This is a genomic window from Acetivibrio saccincola (genome assembly GCF_002844395.1).
GTDB classification, from domain to species: Bacteria; Bacillota; Clostridia; order Acetivibrionales; family Acetivibrionaceae; genus Herbivorax; species Herbivorax saccincola.
The window spans coordinates 686,363-710,485 of record NZ_CP025197.1; the positions used below are offsets into that span (position 1 = coordinate 686,363).

The 24,123-nt window shown below is 33.2% G+C and carries 24 protein-coding genes and 2 pseudogenes; 20 read left to right on the forward strand and 6 right to left on the reverse strand.

Annotated elements, in window-relative coordinates:
• Positions 1–29: 29 nt before the first annotated feature.
• From HVS_RS03075 to HVS_RS16415, 8 genes are all read left to right on the forward strand, one after another.
• The gene (locus HVS_RS03075; RefSeq protein ID WP_101299108.1) at positions 30–953 is read left to right on the forward strand and encodes an ABC transporter ATP-binding protein; all 924 of its coding nucleotides are present in this window, start codon (positions 30–32) and stop codon (positions 951–953) included.
• Entirely contained in the window at positions 946–1,716 is a 771-nt protein-coding gene (locus HVS_RS03080) for an ABC transporter permease (RefSeq protein ID WP_101299110.1), read from the forward strand. Before HVS_RS03075 ends, HVS_RS03080 begins: the two co-directional genes overlap by 8 nt.
• 14 nt (positions 1,717–1,730) lie before the next feature.
• Positions 1,731–2,642, forward strand: a complete 912-nt coding sequence (locus tag HVS_RS03085) for a sensor histidine kinase (protein WP_242971657.1) — start codon at positions 1,731–1,733, stop codon at positions 2,640–2,642.
• 206 nt (positions 2,643–2,848) lie between these two features.
• Positions 2,849–3,172, forward strand: coding sequence for an IS66 family insertion sequence element accessory protein TnpA (gene tnpA / locus HVS_RS03090; protein WP_101299115.1), 324 nt, complete (start codon positions 2,849–2,851; stop codon positions 3,170–3,172).
• Positions 3,173–3,484: 312 nt separating this feature from the next.
• Positions 3,485–4,228, forward strand: a complete 744-nt coding sequence (locus HVS_RS03095; RefSeq protein WP_101299117.1) for a DUF1835 domain-containing protein — start codon at positions 3,485–3,487, stop codon at positions 4,226–4,228.
• 56 nt (positions 4,229–4,284) lie between these two features.
• Entirely contained in the window at positions 4,285–4,482 is a 198-nt protein-coding gene (locus HVS_RS16945; RefSeq protein ID WP_242971658.1) for a hypothetical protein, read from the forward strand.
• Positions 4,448–4,828 carry a sugar phosphate isomerase/epimerase family protein gene (locus HVS_RS03100; RefSeq protein WP_242971659.1) on the forward strand — a complete coding sequence of 127 codons (381 nt, stop codon included), beginning with the start codon at positions 4,448–4,450 and terminating at the stop codon, positions 4,826–4,828. Before HVS_RS16945 ends, HVS_RS03100 begins: the two co-directional genes overlap by 35 nt.
• Positions 4,829–4,948: 120 nt before the next feature.
• Complete coding sequence (locus HVS_RS16415; protein WP_157942966.1) at positions 4,949–5,116, forward strand: hypothetical protein; 168 nt, start codon at positions 4,949–4,951, stop codon at positions 5,114–5,116.
• A gap of 218 nt (positions 5,117–5,334) precedes the next feature.
• On the opposite strand, the pseudogene HVS_RS03105 reads toward HVS_RS16415, so the two are convergent.
• The 6 genes and pseudogenes from HVS_RS03105 to tnpA (HVS_RS03130) form a co-directional block, all read right to left on the reverse strand.
• Positions 5,335–6,399: pseudogene (locus HVS_RS03105) on the reverse strand (IS1634 family transposase); the annotation flags it as partial.
• Between the two features lies 1 nt (position 6,400).
• A pseudogene (locus HVS_RS03110) lies at positions 6,401–7,051 on the reverse strand (IS256 family transposase); the annotation flags it as partial.
• A 206-nt stretch (positions 7,052–7,257) separates the two neighbouring features.
• Positions 7,258–7,839 carry an IS66 family transposase gene (gene tnpC, locus HVS_RS03115; protein WP_101299121.1) on the reverse strand — a complete coding sequence of 194 codons (582 nt, stop codon included), beginning with the start codon at positions 7,837–7,839 and terminating at the stop codon, positions 7,258–7,260.
• A gap of 57 nt (positions 7,840–7,896) precedes the next feature.
• A complete protein-coding gene (locus HVS_RS03120) occupies positions 7,897–8,127 on the reverse strand; it encodes a CCDC90 family protein (protein ID WP_101299123.1) in 231 nt (76 codons plus the stop codon).
• 95 nt (positions 8,128–8,222) lie between these two features.
• Positions 8,223–8,495 carry an IS66 family insertion sequence element accessory protein TnpB gene (tnpB, locus tag HVS_RS03125; protein WP_242971660.1) on the reverse strand — a complete coding sequence of 91 codons (273 nt, stop codon included), beginning with the start codon at positions 8,493–8,495 and terminating at the stop codon, positions 8,223–8,225.
• 71 nt (positions 8,496–8,566) lie between these two features.
• Positions 8,567–8,902, reverse strand: a complete 336-nt coding sequence (gene tnpA, locus HVS_RS03130) for an IS66 family insertion sequence element accessory protein TnpA (protein ID WP_101299127.1) — start codon at positions 8,900–8,902, stop codon at positions 8,567–8,569.
• A gap of 274 nt (positions 8,903–9,176) precedes the next feature.
• On the opposite strand from tnpA (HVS_RS03130), the gene HVS_RS03135 reads away from it, so the two are divergent.
• The 12 genes from HVS_RS03135 to HVS_RS03190 all read left to right on the forward strand — a co-directional run bounded on the left by HVS_RS03135 (position 9,177) and on the right by HVS_RS03190 (position 24,117).
• A complete protein-coding gene (locus HVS_RS03135) occupies positions 9,177–9,356 on the forward strand; it encodes a hypothetical protein (protein WP_159063362.1) in 180 nt (59 codons plus the stop codon).
• 306 nt (positions 9,357–9,662) lie between these two features.
• Complete coding sequence (locus HVS_RS03140) at positions 9,663–11,768, forward strand: S-layer homology domain-containing protein (protein ID WP_101299132.1); 2,106 nt, start codon at positions 9,663–9,665, stop codon at positions 11,766–11,768.
• 14 nt (positions 11,769–11,782) lie between these two features.
• Positions 11,783–13,054: a vWA domain-containing protein gene (locus tag HVS_RS03145; protein WP_101299135.1), complete on the forward strand. Its 1,272-nt coding sequence runs from the start codon at positions 11,783–11,785 to the stop codon at positions 13,052–13,054.
• A gap of 62 nt (positions 13,055–13,116) precedes the next feature.
• Positions 13,117–16,086 carry a chitobiase/beta-hexosaminidase C-terminal domain-containing protein gene (locus tag HVS_RS03150; RefSeq protein WP_101299137.1) on the forward strand — a complete coding sequence of 990 codons (2,970 nt, stop codon included), beginning with the start codon at positions 13,117–13,119 and terminating at the stop codon, positions 16,084–16,086.
• A gap of 102 nt (positions 16,087–16,188) precedes the next feature.
• Positions 16,189–17,016 (forward strand): hypothetical protein, encoded by an 828-nt coding sequence (locus tag HVS_RS03155; protein ID WP_101299139.1) that lies wholly within the window; start codon positions 16,189–16,191, stop codon positions 17,014–17,016.
• A gap of 165 nt (positions 17,017–17,181) precedes the next feature.
• On the forward strand, positions 17,182–18,381 hold the full coding sequence (locus tag HVS_RS03160; protein ID WP_101299142.1) for an amidohydrolase: 1,200 nt from the start codon (positions 17,182–17,184) through the stop codon (positions 18,379–18,381).
• On the forward strand, positions 18,368–18,841 hold the full coding sequence (gene tsaE / locus HVS_RS03165; protein WP_101304045.1) for a tRNA (adenosine(37)-N6)-threonylcarbamoyltransferase complex ATPase subunit type 1 TsaE: 474 nt from the start codon (positions 18,368–18,370) through the stop codon (positions 18,839–18,841). The genes HVS_RS03160 and tsaE overlap by 14 nt, the downstream gene beginning before the upstream one ends.
• A gap of 1 nt (position 18,842) precedes the next feature.
• Positions 18,843–19,559: a tRNA (adenosine(37)-N6)-threonylcarbamoyltransferase complex dimerization subunit type 1 TsaB gene (gene tsaB / locus HVS_RS03170; RefSeq protein ID WP_101299144.1), complete on the forward strand. Its 717-nt coding sequence runs from the start codon at positions 18,843–18,845 to the stop codon at positions 19,557–19,559.
• 15 nt (positions 19,560–19,574) lie between these two features.
• Complete coding sequence (gene rimI, locus HVS_RS03175; protein WP_101299146.1) at positions 19,575–20,030, forward strand: ribosomal protein S18-alanine N-acetyltransferase; 456 nt, start codon at positions 19,575–19,577, stop codon at positions 20,028–20,030.
• Positions 20,031–20,214: 184 nt separating this feature from the next.
• Positions 20,215–22,620, forward strand: coding sequence for an ATP-binding protein (locus HVS_RS03180; protein WP_101299150.1), 2,406 nt, complete (start codon positions 20,215–20,217; stop codon positions 22,618–22,620).
• 183 nt (positions 22,621–22,803) lie between these two features.
• A complete protein-coding gene (locus HVS_RS03185; protein ID WP_101299153.1) occupies positions 22,804–23,580 on the forward strand; it encodes a YdcF family protein in 777 nt (258 codons plus the stop codon).
• Positions 23,581–23,685: 105 nt separating this feature from the next.
• Positions 23,686–24,117 (forward strand): hypothetical protein, encoded by a 432-nt coding sequence (locus HVS_RS03190; protein WP_101299156.1) that lies wholly within the window; start codon positions 23,686–23,688, stop codon positions 24,115–24,117.
• Positions 24,118–24,123: the final 6 nt, after the last annotated feature.

A 24,123-nucleotide genomic window follows, 5' to 3' on the forward strand; every position in this document is an offset into this window, starting at 1 on the left:
ATATAACATAAGAGAGGTAGGAAAATGCAATGAGTGAATATATATTAAGAACTAATAACCTTTATAAAAAATATGTAAAAAACCTTGCCCTTAATAATATAAATCTTGAGATTAAAAAGGGTGATATTTATGGATTTATTGGACAAAATGGTGCTGGGAAAACAACACTACTAAGAATCGCTACAGGTCTTACATTTCCCACTAAAGGAACTGTAGAATTATTTGGACAAAGTAGCAAGAAAGGATTAGTAGAATCTATTAAAAGAGTAGGGGCAGTTGTTGAAAATCCTGCTTTATTTCCAAATATGTCAGCCTATGAAAATTTAGAATTACATCGCTTACAAAAGGGAATTCCAGATAAAAAATGTAGTGAGAGGACTTTAGAATTAGTAGGATTAAAAAACACAGGAAGAAAAAAGGTTGCAAACTTTTCATTAGGTATGAAGCAAAGATTGGGAATTGCCATTGCACTTTTAAGTGATCCTGAATTCCTTATCCTTGATGAACCTACAAATGGCTTAGATCCAATGGGAATAGTTGAACTTCGTCAACTTATAAAAAGGCTAAATAAAGAAAGGGAAATGACTGTTTTAATATCTAGTCATATATTAAGTGAACTACACCAACTTGCCACAAGATATGGTATTATTCATAAGGGAAAACTTATAGAACAGATTACAGCATTACAATTAAATCAAAAATGTAGGCAATATTTAAGAATTAAGGTTGATAATCCTGGTAAGGGAGCTACAGTATTGGAATCTGAACTTAATGCAACGGATTTTGAAATTATGCCAGATGGAATTATAAAATTATATAGTCATCTTAATGATATAAAAAGAGTATCCTTAGCATTGACTAAAAATAATCTTATTATAGAGCACTTTTCACAAACAGGTGATGACTTAGAAAGTTATTTTACAAAACTTGTGGGAGGTGTTGGTAATGATTAATCTAATTAAAGCTGAACTATTTAAGTTAAAAAGGAACAATACATTTTGGGTTTTGATGGGAATAGTAACAGCTTTTTATGCATTGGCTAATTATTTAGTTATAATAGACTGGTGGCAGATGAATAATACGGGTTTTTATAATGTAGGATTAAAAGAGTATAATGCTATGGATATGGTAAAATTACCACTGATTTTTAATTTAATTATAAGTACATTAGCTGGTTTTTTTATTAATGTAGATTATACTACAGGTACTATTAAAAATCAGATATTAAGTGGAAACAAAAGAAGTCATATTTATTTAGCGAAATTAATTGTTTTTTCTTTAGGTGCAGTAATTACTGCTGTAATGTTGCCATTAATTACAGTTGTAGTTGAAACTATTTTATTAGGCCGTAGTGAGATTTATACCGGCACAACAGTTATATATTTATTAAGATCCTTTAGTTTATACACTTTGATTATAATAGCTTATTCATCAATTATAATGTTTATAGCTTCTTTAACTAAGGAAAGTGGAAAGACCATAATTATTGCTATTATTATGACTATTATATTATTTGTAATTGAAAAAACATTAGTCTTAAAATATGAAGTAGTTAGAAGCATATATGAAAATTCTATATTCTATCAAATTTATCAAGCATTTAGTCCTTCTATTACATCTAATGAAATTGGAAAGAATATATTAATTTCTCTAGGAACATTAATTATAATGTCTTATTGTGGCAGTAGGATTTTTAAAAAACAAGAAATTAAATAATAATATGAAAGTGGGTGAGAAAAGTGATATATATAATAATTATTTTAAGTTTATTATTAATATTTTTTCTTACCCAATTATTATTTGTAAAAAAACAAATTAAAAGTATAACAGAACAATTAAGAAATTATAATATAGGAAAAACTAACAAGAAAATAGATATAATATTATTAGACAAGGAGATAGAAAGTATTGCTAGTGAAATTAATAATTTGATAGATCTACATATTCAATCAAATGCTGAGAAGAAATTTGCAGAAAGAGAACTAAGACAAGCCATAGCAAATATCTCCCATGATTTAAGAACACCCTTAACATCTATCTTAGGATATATTCAACTAATGGAAGGTGATGAAGTCACAGAGGAAGAAAGAAATCAATATTTAAAAATTGCTAAGGATAGAACAAAAAGATTACAGATATTATTAAATGATTTTTTTGAGCTTTCTATTATTGAATCTGTTGACTATAGCTTAAAATTAGAAAGTTTAAATATAAATAATATTGTTGAAGAAACTATTATGAACTTATATAATCAATTTAATGAAAAACAAATAATTCCAAGTATTGAAATACCAAAAGAAAAAATTAGTATTATGGCTGATGAGTCTGCTATAAAAAGGGTTATAGAGAACCTAGCTACTAATGCTATTAAATATTCCTATGAAAATGTAGGTATATCACTTGAAAGGTCTAAGACAACTGTAATTTTGACCATAAGTAATGATATAAAGGATCTAACAGAAAGGGATATTGAATTTTTTTTTGATAGATTTTACATGGCAGACAAAACACGCTCAGGTAATGGTACAGGCTTAGGCTTATCTATTTCAAAGAGTTTAATGGATAAAATGAATGGAAAGCTTTCTGCTGAATTGAAGGATGAATACTTACATATGAAATGCAGTTGGCCACTGATAGAATAAATAAGCTAGCAGTTAAAGCCTTAAAGTCTATTCTAATAGAAATAAGTTTACTTATTAAAGCATTAATGTAAGCGTAAAATTGAACCGCACATGGATTATTTGACTTTAAGTAGTACAATCATGGAAAACCGGTTGAAAAAATTGTGAAAAACTTAAAAAAGTGCAAAAAGTGTATAAACTTTTTCAACCAAGACAGGAGTGATTGTATGAATACACGAAAGATTGCAAAAGAATACCGGTTGAGTCAATGGGTACAAATAATAAATGCCAGAAGCGAGAGCGGTAAAAGTGTCAAGAAGTTCTGTGAAGATGCAGGAATAAGTAGGTACGCATATTTTTATTGGCAACGTAAATTACATAAGAAAGCCTTAAGTGAATTAACAATAGCAGAGGAATCCACAAAGTATATACCGGATGGATGGGTTAAACTGAACCCGGAAAAACCGCAATATACAAATGAAGGCATATCTATAGAAGTAAACGGTTGCCATAATAATGGTCCGAAAATTGAACTTAAGGCAAATTGTTGATGTTGTATCTGAAAAAATACCTTTAACAAAGGAGTTCAAGAATTTTCAAATTTGAGAGCATATGCTTATATAGAAAATGGTAAAACTGCTGGACCAGTCGGGGTTATGCATGAAAAAAGTTTTATCCAATATGTAAATCTGAAATTTTTTTGGTAATCTAGATATTGTCAATATAAAGATTTTTGTTACCATAGGGACAGTTCTTATGGTTAACGTCTATTTGCAACTGCCAAAAAATGGACTTATAGATAAGACAACTGGTACGAGATGTGACAATGACTAGGGGATGGTATTACTGTTACTTCTCCCAAAATGAAGAAAGAATATATGCAGGTATTTTCAATAGAAGGTGAAACTATGCTTGAAGTTTTATTTAGTGACAGTGAGAAAGGTTTAATTAAAGCAGCAAAAAAATATAACATAAAAAATATGCCTGGTGAAGTTGTTGGCTATATTGAAAAAAAAACAACCAAAGCTGAATCAGAGAAACATTTTGAAGAAAAAGCAGTTGGGGGAAACCACCAAGATATTGTCAATATAGGCTTTTTACTTGATATTGGAGATATTTCGGGTGAAATTGACGGAAATGAGCGTCAAAATGTTTTCCGAAAAGTGTGGGGAAGATTTGGTTTTGACAATAAGGAGCAAGAACAGTTTTTCCAGGATCAACGCAAGGATATGGAGAAGCTGTTGTCTGCTGCAAAGGATGGCATACCAATACGAATATGGAAAAGCAGCGCTCCTTATTCTGCCTGTGGATTTTACTATGTATGCCATTTATTAAGAAATATTGACTGCAATATAAGTGTTGTTTCTTTACCTGAATATTATCCAATATCTGAGAATGAAACAGTAGAGTACAGTCACTGGGGAGAAGTTGATGCAGGTAAGTTTTATCAATTTTTACCTTTTGAAAAACAATTAACTAATATAGAAAAGAGAATTATTAGTGACCGCTGGCACGGCTTAATGGAAGAGAATGCACCATTGCGAGCAATTATAAATAGATGCAAAAAATACAATAAAGTAGTTAATTTTTGTGATACGGCACATTAAAAAAATTATCGGAGTTAAATTTAGATAGGCATTTTGAAAACAGAGAGGTGTTAATTATGGTTAAGACAGGTATACATGATTGGTTCGGATACCGTATAGATAATGAAGAGAGATTTAAGTTAATAAGGGAAGCTGGGTTTAATAGCGTGCTTTTTTGGTGGGGAGATGAATATGCAGATTATGTAGGTGATAAGAATTTTTTGCCTGGGTTAGCGAGATGTGAACATAGCGCTGGAAAACTTAAAAAGGCCTGAATACCTGCAATTCGTATTTCAAAATATTCAATCCGGCAGGCTTGGATTTTGTTATGATAGTGGGCATGAAAACTGTTACTCAAAAGGTACAGATTTATTAAGCATGTATGGCAATAAGCTTATGGCTTTACATTTGCATGATAACGATGGAACCGGTGATCAACACAGAATTCCGGGCGAGGGCACAATAAACTGGGACATAGTAGTAAGAAAGATAAAGAAAACAACATACCGCGGTGCTGTTACGCTTGAAGTAACTAACGAGTTTTCAGAAATGTATTCTGATATTTCAGCACAGGAGTTTTTAAAAGCGGCAAATGAAAAAATCAAAATGCTGTTTATATAAAGCAGCTAAGCCTATTGATTATTGAGTAATTTGAAAAGGTAGATTTGTTTTTGTAAACGGCGTTTTTTAAAACAACCGAGACTTCAGCAAAATAAATAGCTGATTTGCGCAAACGGTGGAGTGGAACAGATTTGTTCTGCTTTTCAGCCTAACAAAAAAACCCTTAATATAGATGAAATAAGCCCAGAAGATATACAGGAAATTGATAATGCTGTGATTTGGCAAAATAGATATAAAGATACTACTTTTATCGGTTTAAGCGAGGAAAGAATGTTTATGATTATATAAAATAGCATTAAAGATAGACTAGGCACTAGAACGATAATAAATGCATCTAAAAAAAGCAAGTAATTTGTGATAATTTCTCAATATAGTTGTTAAATTTAATAAAATTGGGTATAATATAACCTGAGTTTTGCAGCAAAATGGATTAAAATGAGCCCGAAACCATTGAAATTCAAAGGTTCTAGGGCTCTTTAGTTTCACAAAAAGTTGTAGTGTATTTTTCATTTTTTTGTTTTGGCTAAAATTTTTTTAATGTCACCTAAAGTCCGACTTCTAATAGAAAAATCAATATCAAATTTGTTTCCGATATCCTCCAAGACATTATCGAAATAATCAAACAAATAGAGGTTTGCTTTTATTAGCGTACACTCTGATTTATCGAGACTTTTAAGCATTTTCCCAATACTATAGCGATGATCCATTTTCATTTCGAGAATCCTGGCAATCACAAGTGCTACAAAACAAGTAAGAAAATGTGCCTGAATATGATCCTCCCTCGATACATATACCGGACGAGCCTCCAAATCGCTTTTAGTAACCCGAAATGTCTCCTCAATCTTCCATAACCCTCTGTACATTTCAATAATTCTGTCATCACTTTCTTTATGCTCGCTTGTAACTATGGCATAGTATCCATCAAAAGCTTCCTCTTCTTTGATTTTATCCCAATCAATTGAAAGTGATTTTGAGGGTGTCAGAATCTCACCGGTGTCTTTGTCAAACTCAATCCCTTTGATATAGCCCGCCGCACCGAAGGAGGTGCTTCTTGAATATTTGCCGGGATGAGATATAAGATCCTGTGCTTTTGCAATAACTGCTGCACGTTCTGCTTTTGCCCTTTTGTCATATTTCTCACTGTAAAATATAACCTGCTTTTCATGTACAATCTTTTTCATTTTTTTGCCTGAATTAGAAGTTACCCAAATGGTTCTGGGGTAAAGGCGGGATTTCCTCTTGTATTCATTCCCAATCCATTCATAGCCTTCCTCTTTCAAAACATAATCCTTCATCTCTTTGTTGGCGCCTCGCACCGACAAGCTGAACACATAGCCATCTTTAGCAGAAAGAGTGTACCAAATATTGTCGCCGGTACACATACCTTTGTCTGCTACAACGACTACCCTGCCAAGACCATACTCCTTCTTTATTCTAGAAAAGTTAGGGCGATAGGTCAGGCAATCGTTAGTATTACCAGGAAACAATTGATAGGTAATAGGAATAGCATTTCTGTCTGTAAAAAGTCCCATCTGGACAATTGGATTGGGTCTGTGTTCTTTCGATACTCCCTACACCAAGCCAGAATTTTGATGATTCATTTTCTCCAATCCATATACCCAGTATGTCTTTATATCCCTCAACATTAACACCAATAACCACATAGGCTGCACGATTACATATTCTTCCTTCATCTCTGACTTTATAATGAATGGCATCCATAAAACAAAATGTATATATAGGTTCTAAGGGTCTTTGTTGCCATTCTTTTATTTCAGGAATAATACGGTCAGTAATCCTACTAACCATTTCCGCAGATATTTCCACTCCATAAAGGTCCTTTAGCTGCTCTCCAATATCCCTGGTTGACATGCCCCTTGCGTATAGAGATATTATTTTTTCTTCTATGCCGGAAACATTTCTTTGATATTTAGGTATAATTTTAGGCTCAAACTCTCCTTTACGGTCCCTTGGAATTTGAATCTCAACTTCTCCAAATTCACTTTTTAAAGTCTTAGTAGAATAACCATTTCTACAGTTGTCGGTATTTTTTGCACTACGTTCTTCCTTAGCATAACCAAGCTTTTCTTCTAATTCAGCTTCCATAAGCTCTTGTATAATGTCTTTAAAAATGTCTTTAAGATAGTTCGTGACATCAGTCACACTTTGGAAATTATTTCCCTTCACTATTGCTTTTATCTGTTCTTTTGATAATGTTGACATAAAAAATTCCTCCTTAGCTTTTATTGTTTGTAATTCTTGCCAAGAAGGAATTTAATTATTCATTCATACACAAAATTTGTTACATTCTCTTATACTATATATAATACTGCTAGCCTTTGCACCTTTTTCGGTTTTACAAAAAAGCCAATTTTTACGTCCAATTATAATATATGGGCTAAGCAATAAAGCTGCTTTACATTTTTTACTCAATTGTAACCGGCATATCCATCAGTTTGAAGATATCCCGAAAACTTCTCGAGAAAATTTTTAGGATTTGTTCCTGATCGTGTCCTTTGATATTCATACAAAATTATTGGATTTATATTAGTTCCACTTTTATATAACCACATATAGTGCTTAGTTCTTGATTCATCTCCATTTTTCTCTAAAACTTTCAAAGTAGTTTCATCAGCTTGAATGTAATTTCTTTTAAGTAACTCTTTTTTCATTATTTTATAAACTAGTTCAAATTCATTAGCAGCTCTAACTATCCAATTTGATAATGTTTGTCTAGATAAGCTTAATCCAAGCATCTTAAAATAGTTTTCCTGTCTATATAGAGGTAGCGCATAAAGATATTTAAGACTTATTACATGACTTAATATTTCATTTGAGGCCATACTCTTAGAAAGTAAAGTATTTGGTGCTTTAGAAGTAATTATATTTGTTTTTTCCTCTTCTGGTTGACAAGATTTACATGCATAACTATAGTTTATATGTTCTTCTACATATAGTTTGGCTGGAATATATTTTAATATTTCTTTAGAAGTAGTTCCTATAAAATCCATAGGGGTAGAGCAGCAATCACACTGCCTTTCATTTTCTTCAAGTTTGTGATGGCTTCATTAAAGAGAGATAATTTGCTCACCAGAAAATTTTTCGCTTGATTTTCCAAAAATCTTTTTATTTCTATTTAAAATTATACTTTTTAAATTTTCTATTTCGATTTTTAATGCATTAATTTCTATATCTTTCGATTTTAATTCTTTGTCTTTCGATTCTAATTCTTTATTTATATCAAAAATTAATTTTCTTGTATTTTCATCAAGCTGGATTTCATCGTGAATTTTTTGCACTTATAATAACCTCTAATCTCTTATTTTTTATAACTATATTATATCACAAAACCCTTTATATTACCAGCTTTTAAAGGGTTTTGTTTGTAAAATTTTTAAAAATATTTTCTACCTTTGACGGATTTAAATTTTGAAGTTGTTGTTACTTCATATCCTTTTAATAACCACTTTAACTCGTCTACGTCTACTTTAAGAGCCTCATCTTTTGTCATTGGCCATTTAAATTTATTTTCTTCTAATCGGTAGTAATACAACCAAAATCCATTATCAAAGTGTAATACTTTTAGTTTGTTCATCTGTCTGTTACAAAAAACAAATAGTGCCTTTTCATAAGGATCTAGCTTAAGCTCCATCTTTATTATAACCATTAACCCATCTATACTTTTTCTTAAGTCCGTGACACCACTAGCTAAATATACAGTATCTATCTCATTAATATTTAACAACTTCTTACTATCTCCTTTAGTGCATTTGATAAAGATAACTCATCTGAATTAGATATATATTTTTTAGCCTTTCCAATTTCTATTCTTATTTCATTAGATGGGTTAAGATTATTTTTTACATCAGGTGAGTTCTCTATTTTATTTTTCCTACCATTTAAATTAATAGCATGAAATATTGATTCGTTTTTCTTCCTTAGTTTTTTTCTTTGATAATATAACCTATGGATATTTACATCATACTCTCTACAAAAACCAGATATTGTTCCTTCATATTTTGAGAATTTTTCTAAAATATCCTTCCAATATTCATTTGTCTCTATTTGATTCAATTAAAAAACCTCCTATACTTTTGATAATTCAATTGTATAGCAAGTTTTTTAGTATTTATATCCGTTAATTCTTTTACGCTTACCATATAAGGATATAGAAATTCATTTATCAAAAAAAGGTGAATTTATTTACAGGATACAAGGTGAAGAATTTGTAAATACTGTTTTAAACAAAGAAGATTTAGAAGAAATTAGAAAGTATGCAATCGGAGGAGATAGTTTTAAGCCACGGAGGTTATCACTGGATAGCTTATATTCACTTTTGTATTCACTTTTGACGAGAGAAGTGGTTAGGGATGGCTATCATTATGAGCGTGTTTTTGAAATTAGATGGGACATATACAAAGGTACATCAAAAGAACGTGAAAAAATATTGGAACTTCTAAAAAGCTATGCAGCCCAATACCGGATTCGTGAGGGTGAGAAAACTTATTCAGGACTACACAGTAGATGATTTCACGGATTGGAACTGTAGTTAACAAAAAACACCAAGGTATAGATTGACAATGGTATTTATGGTATGATAAAGTATAATTAAAATCGCTTTTTATTGGAAACTAAATTTAAAAATTTTATTATTACGGAAAAGGGAGTTTGAATGAAATAAGAAAAAAACAGTATTACTTAACTCAAAACTTAAAGCCATTTACAGATGTAAGAGAAAGTAATTGGTACAAAGAAACAGTAAAGATCGCTTTAAAGAGAAACACTTACATCAATTTTTTAATTATGTTATTTTCTATTTTGAAAGGGGATTAAAATGAATAATAAGAAAAAAATAATAGCACTTATAGTTGTTCTTGCTACGCTAGTTCAGGTACTGGCAGGTGGTATGGTTTTTGCATATAATTCTGTAGTATCAGAGAAAGTTGAAGAGAATAATGTACAATTTAAAGACATTTCAGGTCACTGGGCGGAAAACTCTATAAACTATTTAGCAAACAAAGGATTAGCAAAAGGTTATATTGCCGATGATGGATATGTTATAAAACCACAAGAGTTCATAACAAGAGCTGAATTTTTGACAGTATTAATTAACTCAAGACCTGATATTGAATTTACAAATGAAAATGTAAAATCATTTATAGATGTAAAAGAAGGCGAATGGTATAAAGAAATAGTTGATAAAGCTTCAAGTATTGGTATTTTATCCGGATACCCTGATGGTTCATTTAAGCCAAATAATCCAATTACAAGAGCAGAAATAACCGCTTTAATTATGAAATTTAATAACTGGAGTGAAAAGGATATTGATTATGAATCAAAATTATTCTCTGATGTTAAAGAAGGTGAGTGGCATTTCATACCTATATTGGTTTGTAGATCAAAAAAAATAGTGAATGGATATCCGGATGGAACTTTTGCCCCTCAAAGATTTGCTTTAAGAGGAGAGGCATTTGCATTGCTTGCTAATTACGTTAAAAATTATTTACATTCTGCATCTGCGGAATTAGATGATATGGCTCCGATAGTTGAAAACAAAGATATAACAATATATAATCAAAGTTCAACAAGTGTAACTCTAAATTGGTATAAAGCTTTTGATGATAAAACAGCAAAGGAAAATTTAAGGTATGCAGTATATTTATCAAGAAAGGATAATATTTCAAATATTGAAGGTGTACTAACAAATGGAACATTAATCGGTGAATATGAAAAAGATATAGAATCAAAAGAGATAAAGGGATTAGCCTCAGGGACTACATATTACTTTAATGTTGTAGTTAAAGATGATAGTGATAATAAAACGGCATATAATCCAATAAAGGTTTTTTTTAGAGAAAGTTCATCAAATATACAGACAGGAGCAGATGATTCAAAGGTGATTATAACTTCACCGCAAATGGGTAGCTCACGGTATTATACCTATGAAAGCCATGTAGATATATCAGGTGTATTTACAAACAAAGAAATAGATAAAATATCTTATTCGGTGTTTTATGAGGGGAAAGAGGATAAGGATTCATCCTACCCCGCAATAACAAAAGGGTCATATGATAAGAACACCAATACTACAAACTGGTCAATCAAGGACTTTCCCGCAAAATATCTTTGTGTTACTGTAGAAATTTATATAACAGATAAGTCCGGAAAGCGGCACATGGGATGGATAGACATTGTTCAAGAAGGAGATGATGATAATGACGGTTTATCAAATTATCTTGAAAAACTTCTTGGAACAGACCCGAACAATCCTGATACAGATGGTGATGGCTTGACTGATTGGGATGAGATATACATTTATGAGACAGATCCCCTTAAATACGATACAGACGGTGATGAAATAAGCGATGGGGATGAAGTGTTATATGTATATGTTCGTGATATGGATTCCGAGGGCGCCATATCTTTTACAAAGAAATTAAAAAGCGAGTTGGAACCGGATATAGCTAGAGCTTTAAGAGTAATTTACAAAGATGATAATTATGTTCCGCCTGATCTTGATTTAACAAATGAAGATGATAGAGATTATTACATGTGGTATTATGAGTATATACCTAGGAGTTATGTAATATTAGATCCATTAAATCATGATACAGACGGTGATGGTTTGCCCGATGGGTTTGAGCTATATTCGTCTATGACGAACCCTTCCGCTTATGATACCTACAATGATGGTATAAGTGATGCCGACAAGGATCCGGATGGAGATGGATTAACAAATCTTCAAGAATACATATACGGAACAGATCCACTGTGTTATGATACCGATGGAGATGGCATATCAGATGGCGATGAGATTGAAATTGGTACAAATCCTCTGTTAAGAGATTCAGACAATGACGGAACTGATGATCTTGAAGAAATAATGAGAGGAACAGACCCAAATGATCCTGATAATGGTGGAATAATAATGGTGGAATAGACGATATAGCTAATATGGTAGAACAGCGTTTAGACTATGAAAATATTAAGCATCTGGACGATGGTAATAACGTTGCAGTACCTTCAATAACCATTAATGGGACAGGAGATATAAATAAAACTACTGAAGTCTATAATGCTTTAGCAAATCCACTAATCAAAGAATTTGAAAGCATAATAATAGGATACCCTATAGAGATAGAAACAAGTTCAAAATTTGAAACAGCAGAAATAAAGTTCTGTTTAAATCCTGAATTTATATCAAAAGAAGACATCAACAATCTCAGGATTTTTTACTATAACAAAGAAATTAATGCTATAGAAATATTAGATACAGAAATAAACGCTGATGAATTGGAAATATATTCAAACGTGACACATTTTAGTATTTATGGAGTTATAGATATAACAAAATATGCGGAAGAAATGCAAGTACATAATGAAGAGAGTAAGCTTGAACGTGGTGTTGCAGATATTGTTTTTGTAATTGATACAACAGGTTCAATGTCAGGTACAATTAACAACGTTAGAACAAATATTAACAGCTTTGTGGATATGCTTGCATTAAAAGACGTTGATGTGCGTTTAGGGATTGTTGAATATAAAGATATTTATGAGGATGGACTGGATTCAACCAAAGTATGGAAATGGCATGAGACTGTATCGGATTTTAGAGAAACGATGAGTAATTTAAAAGCTTCAGGAGGAGGAGATTCTCCTGAAACAACTGTAGATGCACTTGAAGCAGCAAGAAGAATGGATTTTAGAAGTTATGCATCTAAGTTTATTATTGTATTTACAGATGCTACAACAAAACCTGGTTCCCGTTATGAAGGTATAGCAACTTTTTCAGATGTTACACATAAACTTATTGATGACAGAATATGCGTTTCAGTGGTAAGTAGAAAAACTCATATGGATCATTACGAAGATTTATATATGGCTACAACAGGTATATGGGCAGATTTATACAGTAATTTTTACAATGTGCTTTCTCAATTATCAGATCGTATTGCAACAGGGACTATGGGAGATGGTGTCTGGATCCGTTTATCAAATGGAACTGCAGTTAAATTAAACAAATATCCTGATAAAAATGATCTTATTACTGATACAGATGGAGATGGAATTCCAGACAGCCAGGAACTCATTGAAGAAGTGGAAATTATTATACAAATGCCTACAGGTCCTTCATATAAATTTAATGCTTGGACTTTTGGATCAAATCCTGCAAAGGCAGATACGGATGATGATGGAATATTGATTCAGAAGATGAAAATCCATTAACTCCTGATGGTATTGTAAACCTAACTGTAACTCCGCTAGAAGGAAATGTAACAGACCCATTTTTGTTTACAGCTGATGTTGCTCCTAAATTAAAAGATAAATTTGATTACATATTATTACAATTCAGATTACCTGGCGGGGCTTGGATTCAGTCAAGGGATATCCTCGCTAATCCTGATTATATAAGCAGATTTTCAATGAATTTCGATCATAATATTGGAGATAGTGAACCTGAAAGAAAAGGTTTTGACAGGTACAAGAAAACAATTTGGATACTAGATCCCGGGACTCAGGAAAGACAGGGTTTACGGTATTTTAGAGTACTTGGAATTTACAAAGACAGGACACAAAAACCTTTTACTTCGACAGAAATGGCGTTTATAGTAAATTCAACTTCAATAACTTTAAGTGGACTAACAACGTCTGTAATTGAAGGAACGCATAATTTTACAATAAGAAAGTATGATAACAATGTAAAGAAAATAGGAGTATATTTAATGGGAGATACAACCGATGTTCCGGATTATGTCCCAGAGTACGGAAGATATATCGCATCAGAAAAAGAAATTGGAATTATTAATCCTATTGATGGGACTATATCATATAATTATGCATTTGATTCAACACAGTATAAGAATGGAAAATATGAGCTTTATGCAAAAGCATTTGATTCCGAAGGGAAAAAAATACATGAAACATATCATAAGGAGTTTTCAATAAAAAATAAAGCGGCTGTTCCTGAGTTCTCAGTGGAACCGGGTTGCTATAATGAAAAGCAAGTAGTAAGGTTATCAAGCAAATCACCTGGTTCATACTTTTATTATACAACAGATGGAACTACACCAACATTAAGTTCGCAAAGGTACGATGCAACTAGAGGAATTGTTATAGATAAGACTACTACCTTAAAGGTATTTGCTTGGAATATAAAGTATGAAAACAGCCCTGTTGTTGAAGCAGAATATATAATAGACCCAACAGCCTTGCCAAGTGGGAAATGGAATTTTCACAAGGGTGGTACAGATAGGTTATCATATTTGTCTGATAAAGATTTAAATAGAACTAATCTGACTAAGCTTGAAGAAGCAAGCAAAAATTTAACAATAAGGCTAAAAAGAATAAATGAAAGAATAAAAACTGAAGTTGCTCAAAAATATTTAGATTTGGCAGGTTCAAAAGCACCTAGCGCATATAATACTAAACATAAAGTAATAGCTGCGTTAACATGGGATGATACTAAAGTTCAAAAATTATATAATAAGGGTGGGATGTATCAGAAATATGGAGTAGACCAAAGAATGCTCTTAGCCATAATTTACCAGGAAGGAACAGGAAGTTTTAATACTAATTCGGAGGTAAAAGATAAATATGGGGGAAATTATGTCCAACCTGACTTTGAAAAAGATATCGCAGCAGCATTGGAAAACCATGGTGTAAAGAAATTAAATGCCTATAAATATTATTGGAAGCAATTTGAAGATAGTATTAAATCTCTTGCTAAGACTAAAGGAAATGCTAATATTACAAAGGGTAAAGGAGATTTATATCAGTTCCTAAACTATTGTACGTTAGGAGCAACTATTGAAAATGGGGTTATAACTAAAGTATCTACAATGGGCATGTATGCTGAAGATAATGACTGGTGGAGCAAAGTCAAAACAATATTTGATGAGATTGTTGAAAACAATGGTAATAACCCAAGTGAGAAATATTCTGAGTTTGTTAAGACTATTAAAACTCCAATAAAAGCTGGGTATGAATTGCCGAAAGTAAAATTTATTGAAACATCTAATGGTAAAGTATGGTCTGATAATAATACTTGGTTGAGTGGATATAGTTTAATAACAGCAGTGTTAGATGATTCACCTTCGATTTCTTTTCCTTTAAAGTATCAGATGAAGGCAAACAATGCTGATACCAGTAACTTAATTTATCAAGTACAGACGTTACTAAATAATAATCTTTCACCGGATTTAAAAAGTATGCTATCATTAGAAGTAGACTCCCATTATGGTCGACGGACAACAGCCGTTGTAAAGCTGTATCAGCAACAGAATAATGCTAAAGAAATAACTGGCGAAGTAAATGAAGAAATGTTTAATTTACTCAAAAGCGGTTCTTGGAAACTTACTAAACCAGGAGAAGGTAAATATGTATTGAAGGATACAGGGAATTATTCATACTATGAGTGGGTATCAACAGATTCATCCCAATGGATGTCTATTAACAAGTCGAGAAATGATCTGGTAAATAAAGCAAAAGAATTATTGACAGTACATAATGGTGACCCCTTACATTATTTCTGGGGAGGAAATTTTGGAAGAGATGGCGGAGCATATTCAGGTTATCATAAGAATTGGGGGAAAACCGAGAAAGTTACGGTAGGAGGCAATTGGTCAACCGGAAAAAATGTACCCTATGGGCGAGACTGCAGCGGTTATGTGCAATGGGTATATTACCAAATAACCGGTATAGATATTGGAAACACAACATATGCACAAAAAGATGGAATCTGGTTGGAAGAGATAGATCGATCTCAAGCAAAACCCGGTGACCTTGTCTATAATGAAAATTTTACACATGTTGGGATGTATATAGGAAAGGACACGGACGGTTTACCTATGTTTATACATGCTGCTGGTTCAGCTTATGGAACGCCTGAGGTTAAAAGTCTTTGGGGGGATGATGGGAACAGTGAATCGCTTGATAAACTCAGAGAAATGGATAATTGCTATGTGACCGGAAGAGTAATAATCAGCAAATTTAATCAAAGCCTAAATGACCCGCAATACAGCAGAATAAAAAGCAGTGCTCAATTCGTTATAAATAAAGATGGAAAGGATGTAGTTGTTCCATATAGAGATGTAAAGGTTATAAAGGAATACAATAAACCTGATAGATTTGAATATCATGATGCCAAGACAAATACCAAATATCAAGCTTCAATTAAATCACTGCCGATGGATGTAAACAACTACGGCCAAAATTTGAAAAGATACTTTAGAGTTAAAGTTAGATTTTCGGAAGAATAACAATGATTTGATATTTTATAATGTTTTAGAAATTCAAGGTATTAAACCTTGAATTTCTAAAGCTAACTACTATTTTATAAAAAACATTAGAGGAGGGTCTATATGTCAAAAATATTTAAAACATTATTTTTTACGGTAATCATAGTAATTTTAATCCCAGGCTGTAAAATAAAATCTGACAATGAGGTTAAAGTGACTTCAACGACGGACATAAAAGACATAATACCAAGTCCAGGGTCTGAAAACACAATGAAAACTGCGGAGACTCCGACATCTGAACCTTATATTCACAGTGTAGAGACTCCGATACCTGAACCCTCCCATAATGTAGAAGTAAATAAGATTGAATATATAGGAAATTATTTAGGAGAATGGATAAGCCAAAACAACACTGAGGTTATAGAAGATGTGGAAGGAAGTGTGATAGAAGATACTGATGATGATAAAAAGGGGCGTATGGAAATAACATTAAATGAACAAAATGAACCCCAAGTTTATATTTGGATGATGTCCAGAATTAGTAGAACATTTGAAGGTACTTTTAAAGTGGCTTTTGATGAAAAGGGTACAGCTATAATTAATGATTTAGACGGGGCTTTATTTAATGATGCGGATGGAGAAATAAAAAGCATAAAAATAAAACTTGGACATAATAGATACTCTGTTTCAGTAGATTTTATTTATGATGATAAAACAGTATATATGGGGTTTATAAGGCTGGATCAATATAGTAATATAGCCAGATGTATGGAGATTGTCAGAGATATAAACGGTGTGAATAGTAATAAAATTGATGATGGAAAATATATTATCCGTTACAGCGGAATGGATGATGATGGAATAGTAATTATTATCTCAAGAGTTGAAGATACTTGGGTTCAGGCAAGGTACGTATTTGATCCCGAGACTTTGCAATACAAAGTTGATTAATAACATTCTAAATCCTTAATAATATCCTATGATATTCAAAAGAAGGATATAAGCCTTGTGTCTTGCAGTCATATAATGATACCGTTAAATCCAACTTCCCATTGTATTTAAAATTGTAATATAATAAAATGGTATAGATATTTAATAATATTTGTGGAGGGGATCATGTTACTTATAAAAAATGGCAAAATACTTACAATGGCAGGAGAAAACTATGAAAAAGGATATATTTTAATAGATGGGAAAAAAATAATAAAGGCAGGGGATATAAAAGAATTAAAGGAAAATGAATTAAAAGGCAGTGACATAACTGTTATCGATGCAGAAGGGAAATATGTACTTCCTGGATTTATTGATGCTCACTGTCATGTGGGAATGTGTGAAGACTCTATAGGTTTTGAAGGGGATGACACAAATGAAATGACAGATCCTATAACCCCTCATTTAAGAGCTATAGATGGTATATTCCATATGGATAGATCTTTTGTTGAGGCCAGGGAAAACGGTGTTACCACAGTTGTTACAGGTCCCGGCAGTGCAAATGTAATAGGCGGTCAATTTGCAGCACTAAAGACATATGGCAGACGGATAGAAGAAATGATTATAAAAAATCCCGTTGCTGTAAAAGTAGCTTTTGGGGAAAATCCCAAAATTGTATACGGAGAAAAAAAACAAACTCCGTCAACCCGTATGGCTACTGCGGCACTGCTTAGGGAAAATTTAATTTTGGCAAAAGAGTATAGGGAAGCCCTTCAAAAATACAATGATGACAAGGCAAACAATGATAAGCCTGATTATGATATGAAGCTTGAAGCGTTGCTTAAGGTGCTGGATGGGGAAATACCTTTTAAAGCCCATGCCCATAGGGCAGACGATATTTTAACTGCAATAAGGATTGCCAAAGAATTTAATGTAGCGTTAACAATAGAACATTGTACAGAAGGACACTTAATAAAGGACATACTGTGTGAAGAAGGTGTGGGGGTTATAATAGGTCCCTTTATTTCCGACAGGTCTAAGGTGGAGCTAAAAAATTTAACTGCAAAGACTCCCGGGATTTTGTCTAAGGCCGGCGTTAAAGTAGCTATAATGACGGACCATCCATGTACACCTATACAGTACTTGACTGTATGTGCTGCAATGGCAGTAAGGGAAGGGATGGATGAAGAAGAAGCACTAAAAGCCATAACAATTAATGCAGCACTTTTAAGTGGCATTGAAGACAGGGTTGGAAGCATTGAGGCCGGAAAAGACGGGGATATAATTATATTTGACGGGCATCCTTTTGAATACAAATCTAAAGTGATAACTACAATTATTGACGGAAAGGTAGTTTATGAAAGAAAAGATGATGAAGGAATTTAAAACATTTTCACAGGAAGAGACAATTGAAATTGGAAAAGCTTTAGGAAGGCTTTTAAATACAGGAGACATTGTATGTATTAACGGGGATTTGGGGACAGGGAAGACTGTCTTTACAAACGGCATTGCAAAATCCCTTGGAATTAAAGAGCATATAACAAGCCCTACATTTACCATTGTCAATGAATACAGTGGCAGGGTGCCTTTTTATCATTTTGATGTTTACAGGATTTCTGATTCAGAGGAGATGTTTGAAATTGGTTTTGAAGAGTATTTGTATGGCGAAGGAATTGTTGTAATAGAATGGGCTGACATAATAAAAGATATACTTCCTGAGGAAGTTATACAGGTTACCATTAAAAAAAATCTTGATTTAGGAATTGATGCAAGGATTATAGAAATTGTATTTAACGGCAGTAAATACCGTGACTATAAAAGCAGATTGGTAGTGGGGGATAAATAAAATGAAAATACTTGCTATAGATACTTCATCTCTTGTTGCAGCTGTATCAGTGATGGAGGATGAAAGACTTTTAGGAGAATATATTGTAAACCACAAAAAGACTCATTCCCAAAGGCTGATGCCTATGGTGGAAAGGATTTTAGAGGAACTGGAATTAAAACCTTCGGATATAGATATTTTTGCAGTATCCACAGGACCGGGTTCTTTCACCGGCCTCAGAATTGGTGTTACCACAATAAAGGCTATGGCTTATGCAACTTCTAAGCCCGTTGTAGGTGTACCAACATTGGATGCTTTAGCATATAATATTTTAATTGAAGATTTTATTATTTGCCCTATAATGGATGCGAGAAATAATCAAGTATACACTGCACTATATGAAAGAAAGGACGGAAAACTTAATAGAATAAGTGATTATTTGGCACTTCCTGTTGATGAATTGGCTGACATTATTGAAGAAAAAAACAAAAAAGTGATTTTTCTAGGAGACGGGGTTGAAAACCACAGGGATTTTTTCAAAAACAGGCTAAAAGACAGCTGTGAATTTGCCCCGGGAAGCATGAGACTTCAAAGGGCATCTTCTATTGCTGAAATTGCCTATATGAAGGCAAAAGAAGGGAAAACAGAGTCTTCCTTTGAGCTTACGCCTTTTTATCTTAGAAAGTCCCAGGCAGAGAGAATGTACGAAAATAAGATGTCGGCTGACAAAAATTCCTAAAAAGGGTATAAAATTATGAGTACAGAATGTGTTAGCATTTCTTACATGAAAATTGAAGATGTTGATGATATATTGGTTGTTGAAAATTTATGTTTTCCCGTTCCCTGGTCAAAAGAATCCTTTATACGGGAATTGTCAAATAAAAGCCTTACCAGATACATTTGTGCAAAAACAGGGGACAGGGCAATAGCATATGCAGGAATGTGGAAAATATTTGATGAGGGACATATTACAAATATAGCAGTTCATCCTGAGTACAGAAAAAAAGGTATCGGCGGGAAGTTGGTTTACCATCTTATAAATATTGCAAGGGAAGAAAACATTAAGAAGATGACCTTAGAAGTTAGAAAGAGTAATATTGCCGCCCAAAAATTATATTTTAAATATGGTTTTGAAATAAAAGGGATACGAAAGGGATATTACTCTGATAATGGGGAAGATGCCATTATTATGTGGAAAGAAAACATATAGGAAAATACAGTGTAGTTATTTAAAAAAGACCACTATCTTGTATGAATTTGTTGTCTAATAAAAAAGGGTTTTATAAATTCTAGTAGAATATATACTCATTAATTGAATTTATCATCTATGCATTTTATTTTTCCAATCTCAAGCAACCAATCCTTATACCAACTGGTTTAAAGGGGGAATTTGTATGTCACGGACAAAGAAAGTATCCTACAATAAGCTGAAGAAAGAGTGTAAACCGGACTTTTTTAAGTTTGAAGATACTTCTAAGTTAACTTTTTCAGATGATATAATTGGTCAGGAACGGGCAGTAAAGGCCATGGAATTCGGGCTTAATATAAAAAGCAAAGGGTATAACATTTTCATGTGCGGCATGACCGGAACCGGAAAAACAAGTTATGCCCAAAATATTGCAAAGAAAATGGCAAAGAAATCAAAAACTCCTGATGACTGGTGTTATGTATACAATTTCGACGATTCCAACCGTCCTAAAGCTATTAACCTCCCTGCAGGGCTTGGCAAAGTATTTCAAAAGGATATGGAAGAGTTTGTAAAGGTGCTTAAAATTGAGATAGCTAAGGCCTTTGACAGTGAAGACTATGAAAGGGAAAAGGCCGCTATAGCAAAAGAATACCAGGCTAAAAAGGCAGAATTAATGGAGAAACTCAATAAAGATGCTGAAAGGCAAGGTTTTAAAGTAAAGACCACCAATGCAGGGATGTATTTTCTGCCGGTTATTGAGGGAAAAACCATAACAGAAGAAGAGTATGCCAATTTAGATGAAGAAGTAAAGCATGAAATAAATGAAAAGTCAAACATGATACAGATGGAAACGTTGGAGATAATAAGGCAAATTAAAAATATAGAAAAAGAAGCAGAAGAAAGGGTTTCAGAATGGGAAAACAAAATAGCATTGTTTGCAGTTGGAATACAGATAAATGATTTAAAAGAAAAGTATAGGGATTACAAAAAAGTTTTAGACTATCTTGAAAAGGTACAGGAAGATATATTAAAAAATCTTGATAAATTTAGAGATGAAGAACTTACAGAAGAACAGCAGCTGCTTCTTCCATGGCTTAAAACCTCTGATGAGTCCCATACTGACAAGTACAAAGTAAATCTTTTAGTTGATAACAGTGAACTTGAAGGTGCCCCTGTGGTTACTGATTATAATCCCACCTATTATAATATCCTTGGAAAAGTAGAGCATGAAAATGAGTTTGGAACTATGATAACAGATTTTACAATGATAAAGAGCGGGCTGTTTCACCAGGCAAATGGCGGCTACCTAATACTTCAGGCAAAGGATGTCCTTAACAATATCCAGTCCTGGGAAGCGCTAAAGCGGGTGTTGAGGACAGGGGAAATAGCCATTGAGAACATGAAAGAGCAGATGGGGCTTATTGCTGTTTCAACACTAAAGCCAGAACCCATACCTGTAGATGTAAAAGTTATTTTAGTTGGAAGTGAATACATTTACCAAATGCTCTACGAATACGATGAGGAGTTTAGAAAACTCTTTAAGGTTAAGGTGGACTTTGATGCAGAAATGGATAGAAACAGTGTAAATATGAGAAAACTTGCCCAGTTTATAGGGGCATTTTGCAACCGTGAAAAAGTCCCGCATTTTGACAGGACGGGTGTTGCAAAAGTTGTTGAATACAGTTCTAGACTTGTAGAAGACCAGACCAAACTTTCCACACGGTTTAATGAAATTGTGGAAATACTAAGCGAATCTGTTGCCTGGGCTGAAATAGAAGGCTGTTCCCTGGTTACCGGCGAACATGTTAAAAAGGCTATACAAGAAAAGATATACAGATCCAACAAATATGACAAAAAGCTATTGGAACTTATAAAAGAGGGCACAATAATGATAGATACCGAAGGGGAAGTGATAGGGCAAATAAATGGTCTTACAATAATTGATACCGGGGATTATTCCTTTGGCAAACCTTCTAGAATTACTGCAAACACCTTTATGGGTGAGAGGGGAATAGTGAATATTGAAAGAGAAGTGGAAATGAGTGGGACTTCCCACTCTAAGGGAATTATGATTCTAAGCGGTTACATTGGTCAAAAGTATGCCCAGGATATGCCCCTTTCATTAACTGCCAGCCTTTGTTTTGAACAGCTGTATGGCGCTGTTGACGGGGACAGTGCATCCAGTGCAGAGCTTTATGCAGTGCTTTCAAGCCTTGCAGAGGTTCCTATAAAGCAAAGTATTGCAGTTACGGGTTCTGTAAACCAAAAGGGTGAAATTCAGCCTATAGGCGGGGTTACGGAAAAGATAGAAGGGTTTTTTGAGCTTTGCAAATTAAGAGGGCTAAATGGTCAGCACGGTGTAATAATACCTTATCAAAATATAAAAAACCTGGTTTTAAATGATGAAGTGATTGAAGCTTGCAAGGAGGGGAAATTTAATATATATGCTGTAAAAACTATAGATGAGGGAATTGAAATACTGACAGGGAAAAAAGCAGGTACCAAAAACAAAAATGGGAAATACCCTCCCGGAACGATAAACTATCTTGTATATGAGAAGCTTAAAAAATTCTCAAAAGCAGCATCGGCAGAAAAAGCAACAAATAAATGAGGTAAATTGCAATTTATCAAAAATTAGTATAAAATAAATTAAAATCAGAGTAAAATAATTTAAAATTAGTATAAGACAAATTATGTTTTAAAAAATCTTTTAATGCGACAAATTACACGGGGAATTTCCCGGGAAATGTAGAAAATAAATAAAATGTAGAAATTAAATAAAAAGGAGTTTAAAATGAATATAAAAAAATTGATAAACTTAGTTATTTTATTTCTTGGGGTTTTGGGGGTACTAAATTTTTTTATTCTTACATGGGTAAATCCAGTTTTTAATTTTGGTGCATTTATAATCCTTATTGCAGGGATTTGCCTGATAATAACTGCAATTTTAAGGATTAATGGTAAAACCCATATATTTAGCATTAAAAATAAAATAATCAGGAGAGTTTTTGCTTTGCTAGCAGGGTTACTTGCACTTTCATTTGTCCTTATTCAAGGACTGATTATTTTTTATGCCCAGGAAGATGATAATATTGAAGAAGCAGATTGCATGATTATACTTGGCGCCGGCCTTATTGGGGATTATATTCCCCTTACTTTACAGTACAGGCTGGATAAAGGAATTGAGTACCTTAATAAAAATCCCGATTTAAAGGTGATTGTCACCGGTGGGCAAGGTCCGGGTGAAACGGTGACGGAAGCTTTTGCTATGGAAAAATACCTTATAAATAACGGGGTGGATGCTTCCAGGATTATTAAAGAAGATAAGGCAACCAGTACCTTTGAAAATTTTAAATTCTCAAAGGAAATACTGGATGAGATAAATGGTGAAGAAGCTCATAAAATAATAGTTGTTACAAATAATTTTCATATGTTTAGGAGTAAAATGATTGCAGAGAGGGTAGGATTTACAGTTTACAGACTTCCAACCAAAACAAATACCAGGGTTTTAATTAGCTGTCATGTAAGGGAGTATTTTGCAGTAATTAAGTCTTTTATTTTTGATAAATAGTCTATATACCATCTCTCCTAAATTAGTAACACTTTTCTTAAAGTTAACATAATTTATAGTAAAGGAGTATATTTCTCTGAAATTAGTAATAAAGGAGAGATGGAGATGTCTAATAAGAGAATTGACGGCGGCGGAACAGTTTATACTGGAAATTTTGCATCTTTACTGGCTAATTATATTGGTGAAACAGTAACAATTTTTACAAGCAGTGGGGGACAGTCAGGTGCAGGCTTTACAGGGGTTGTACTATCAGTTAATCCTGTTTATGTAAGGCTGATTACAAGGATTGGACCTCCTCCAGGTTGCGCACTAGGAAATTCTTGTACAGGATTTAACGTAGGATATGGTGGAGGCTATGGCTCAGGGTATGGTTCAGGCTATGGCGGAGGCTACAGCTCATGTTATGGCTATGGCTCAGGAAGTGTAGGCGGTGCTTCCTCAGCCGGCGGCTGGGATTCAAAACCTGTTTATACAGTAGGCTCTGTAACAGATATACCTATTTCAGCTATAGTATCATTTGTTCACAATGCCGTATAAAATGCA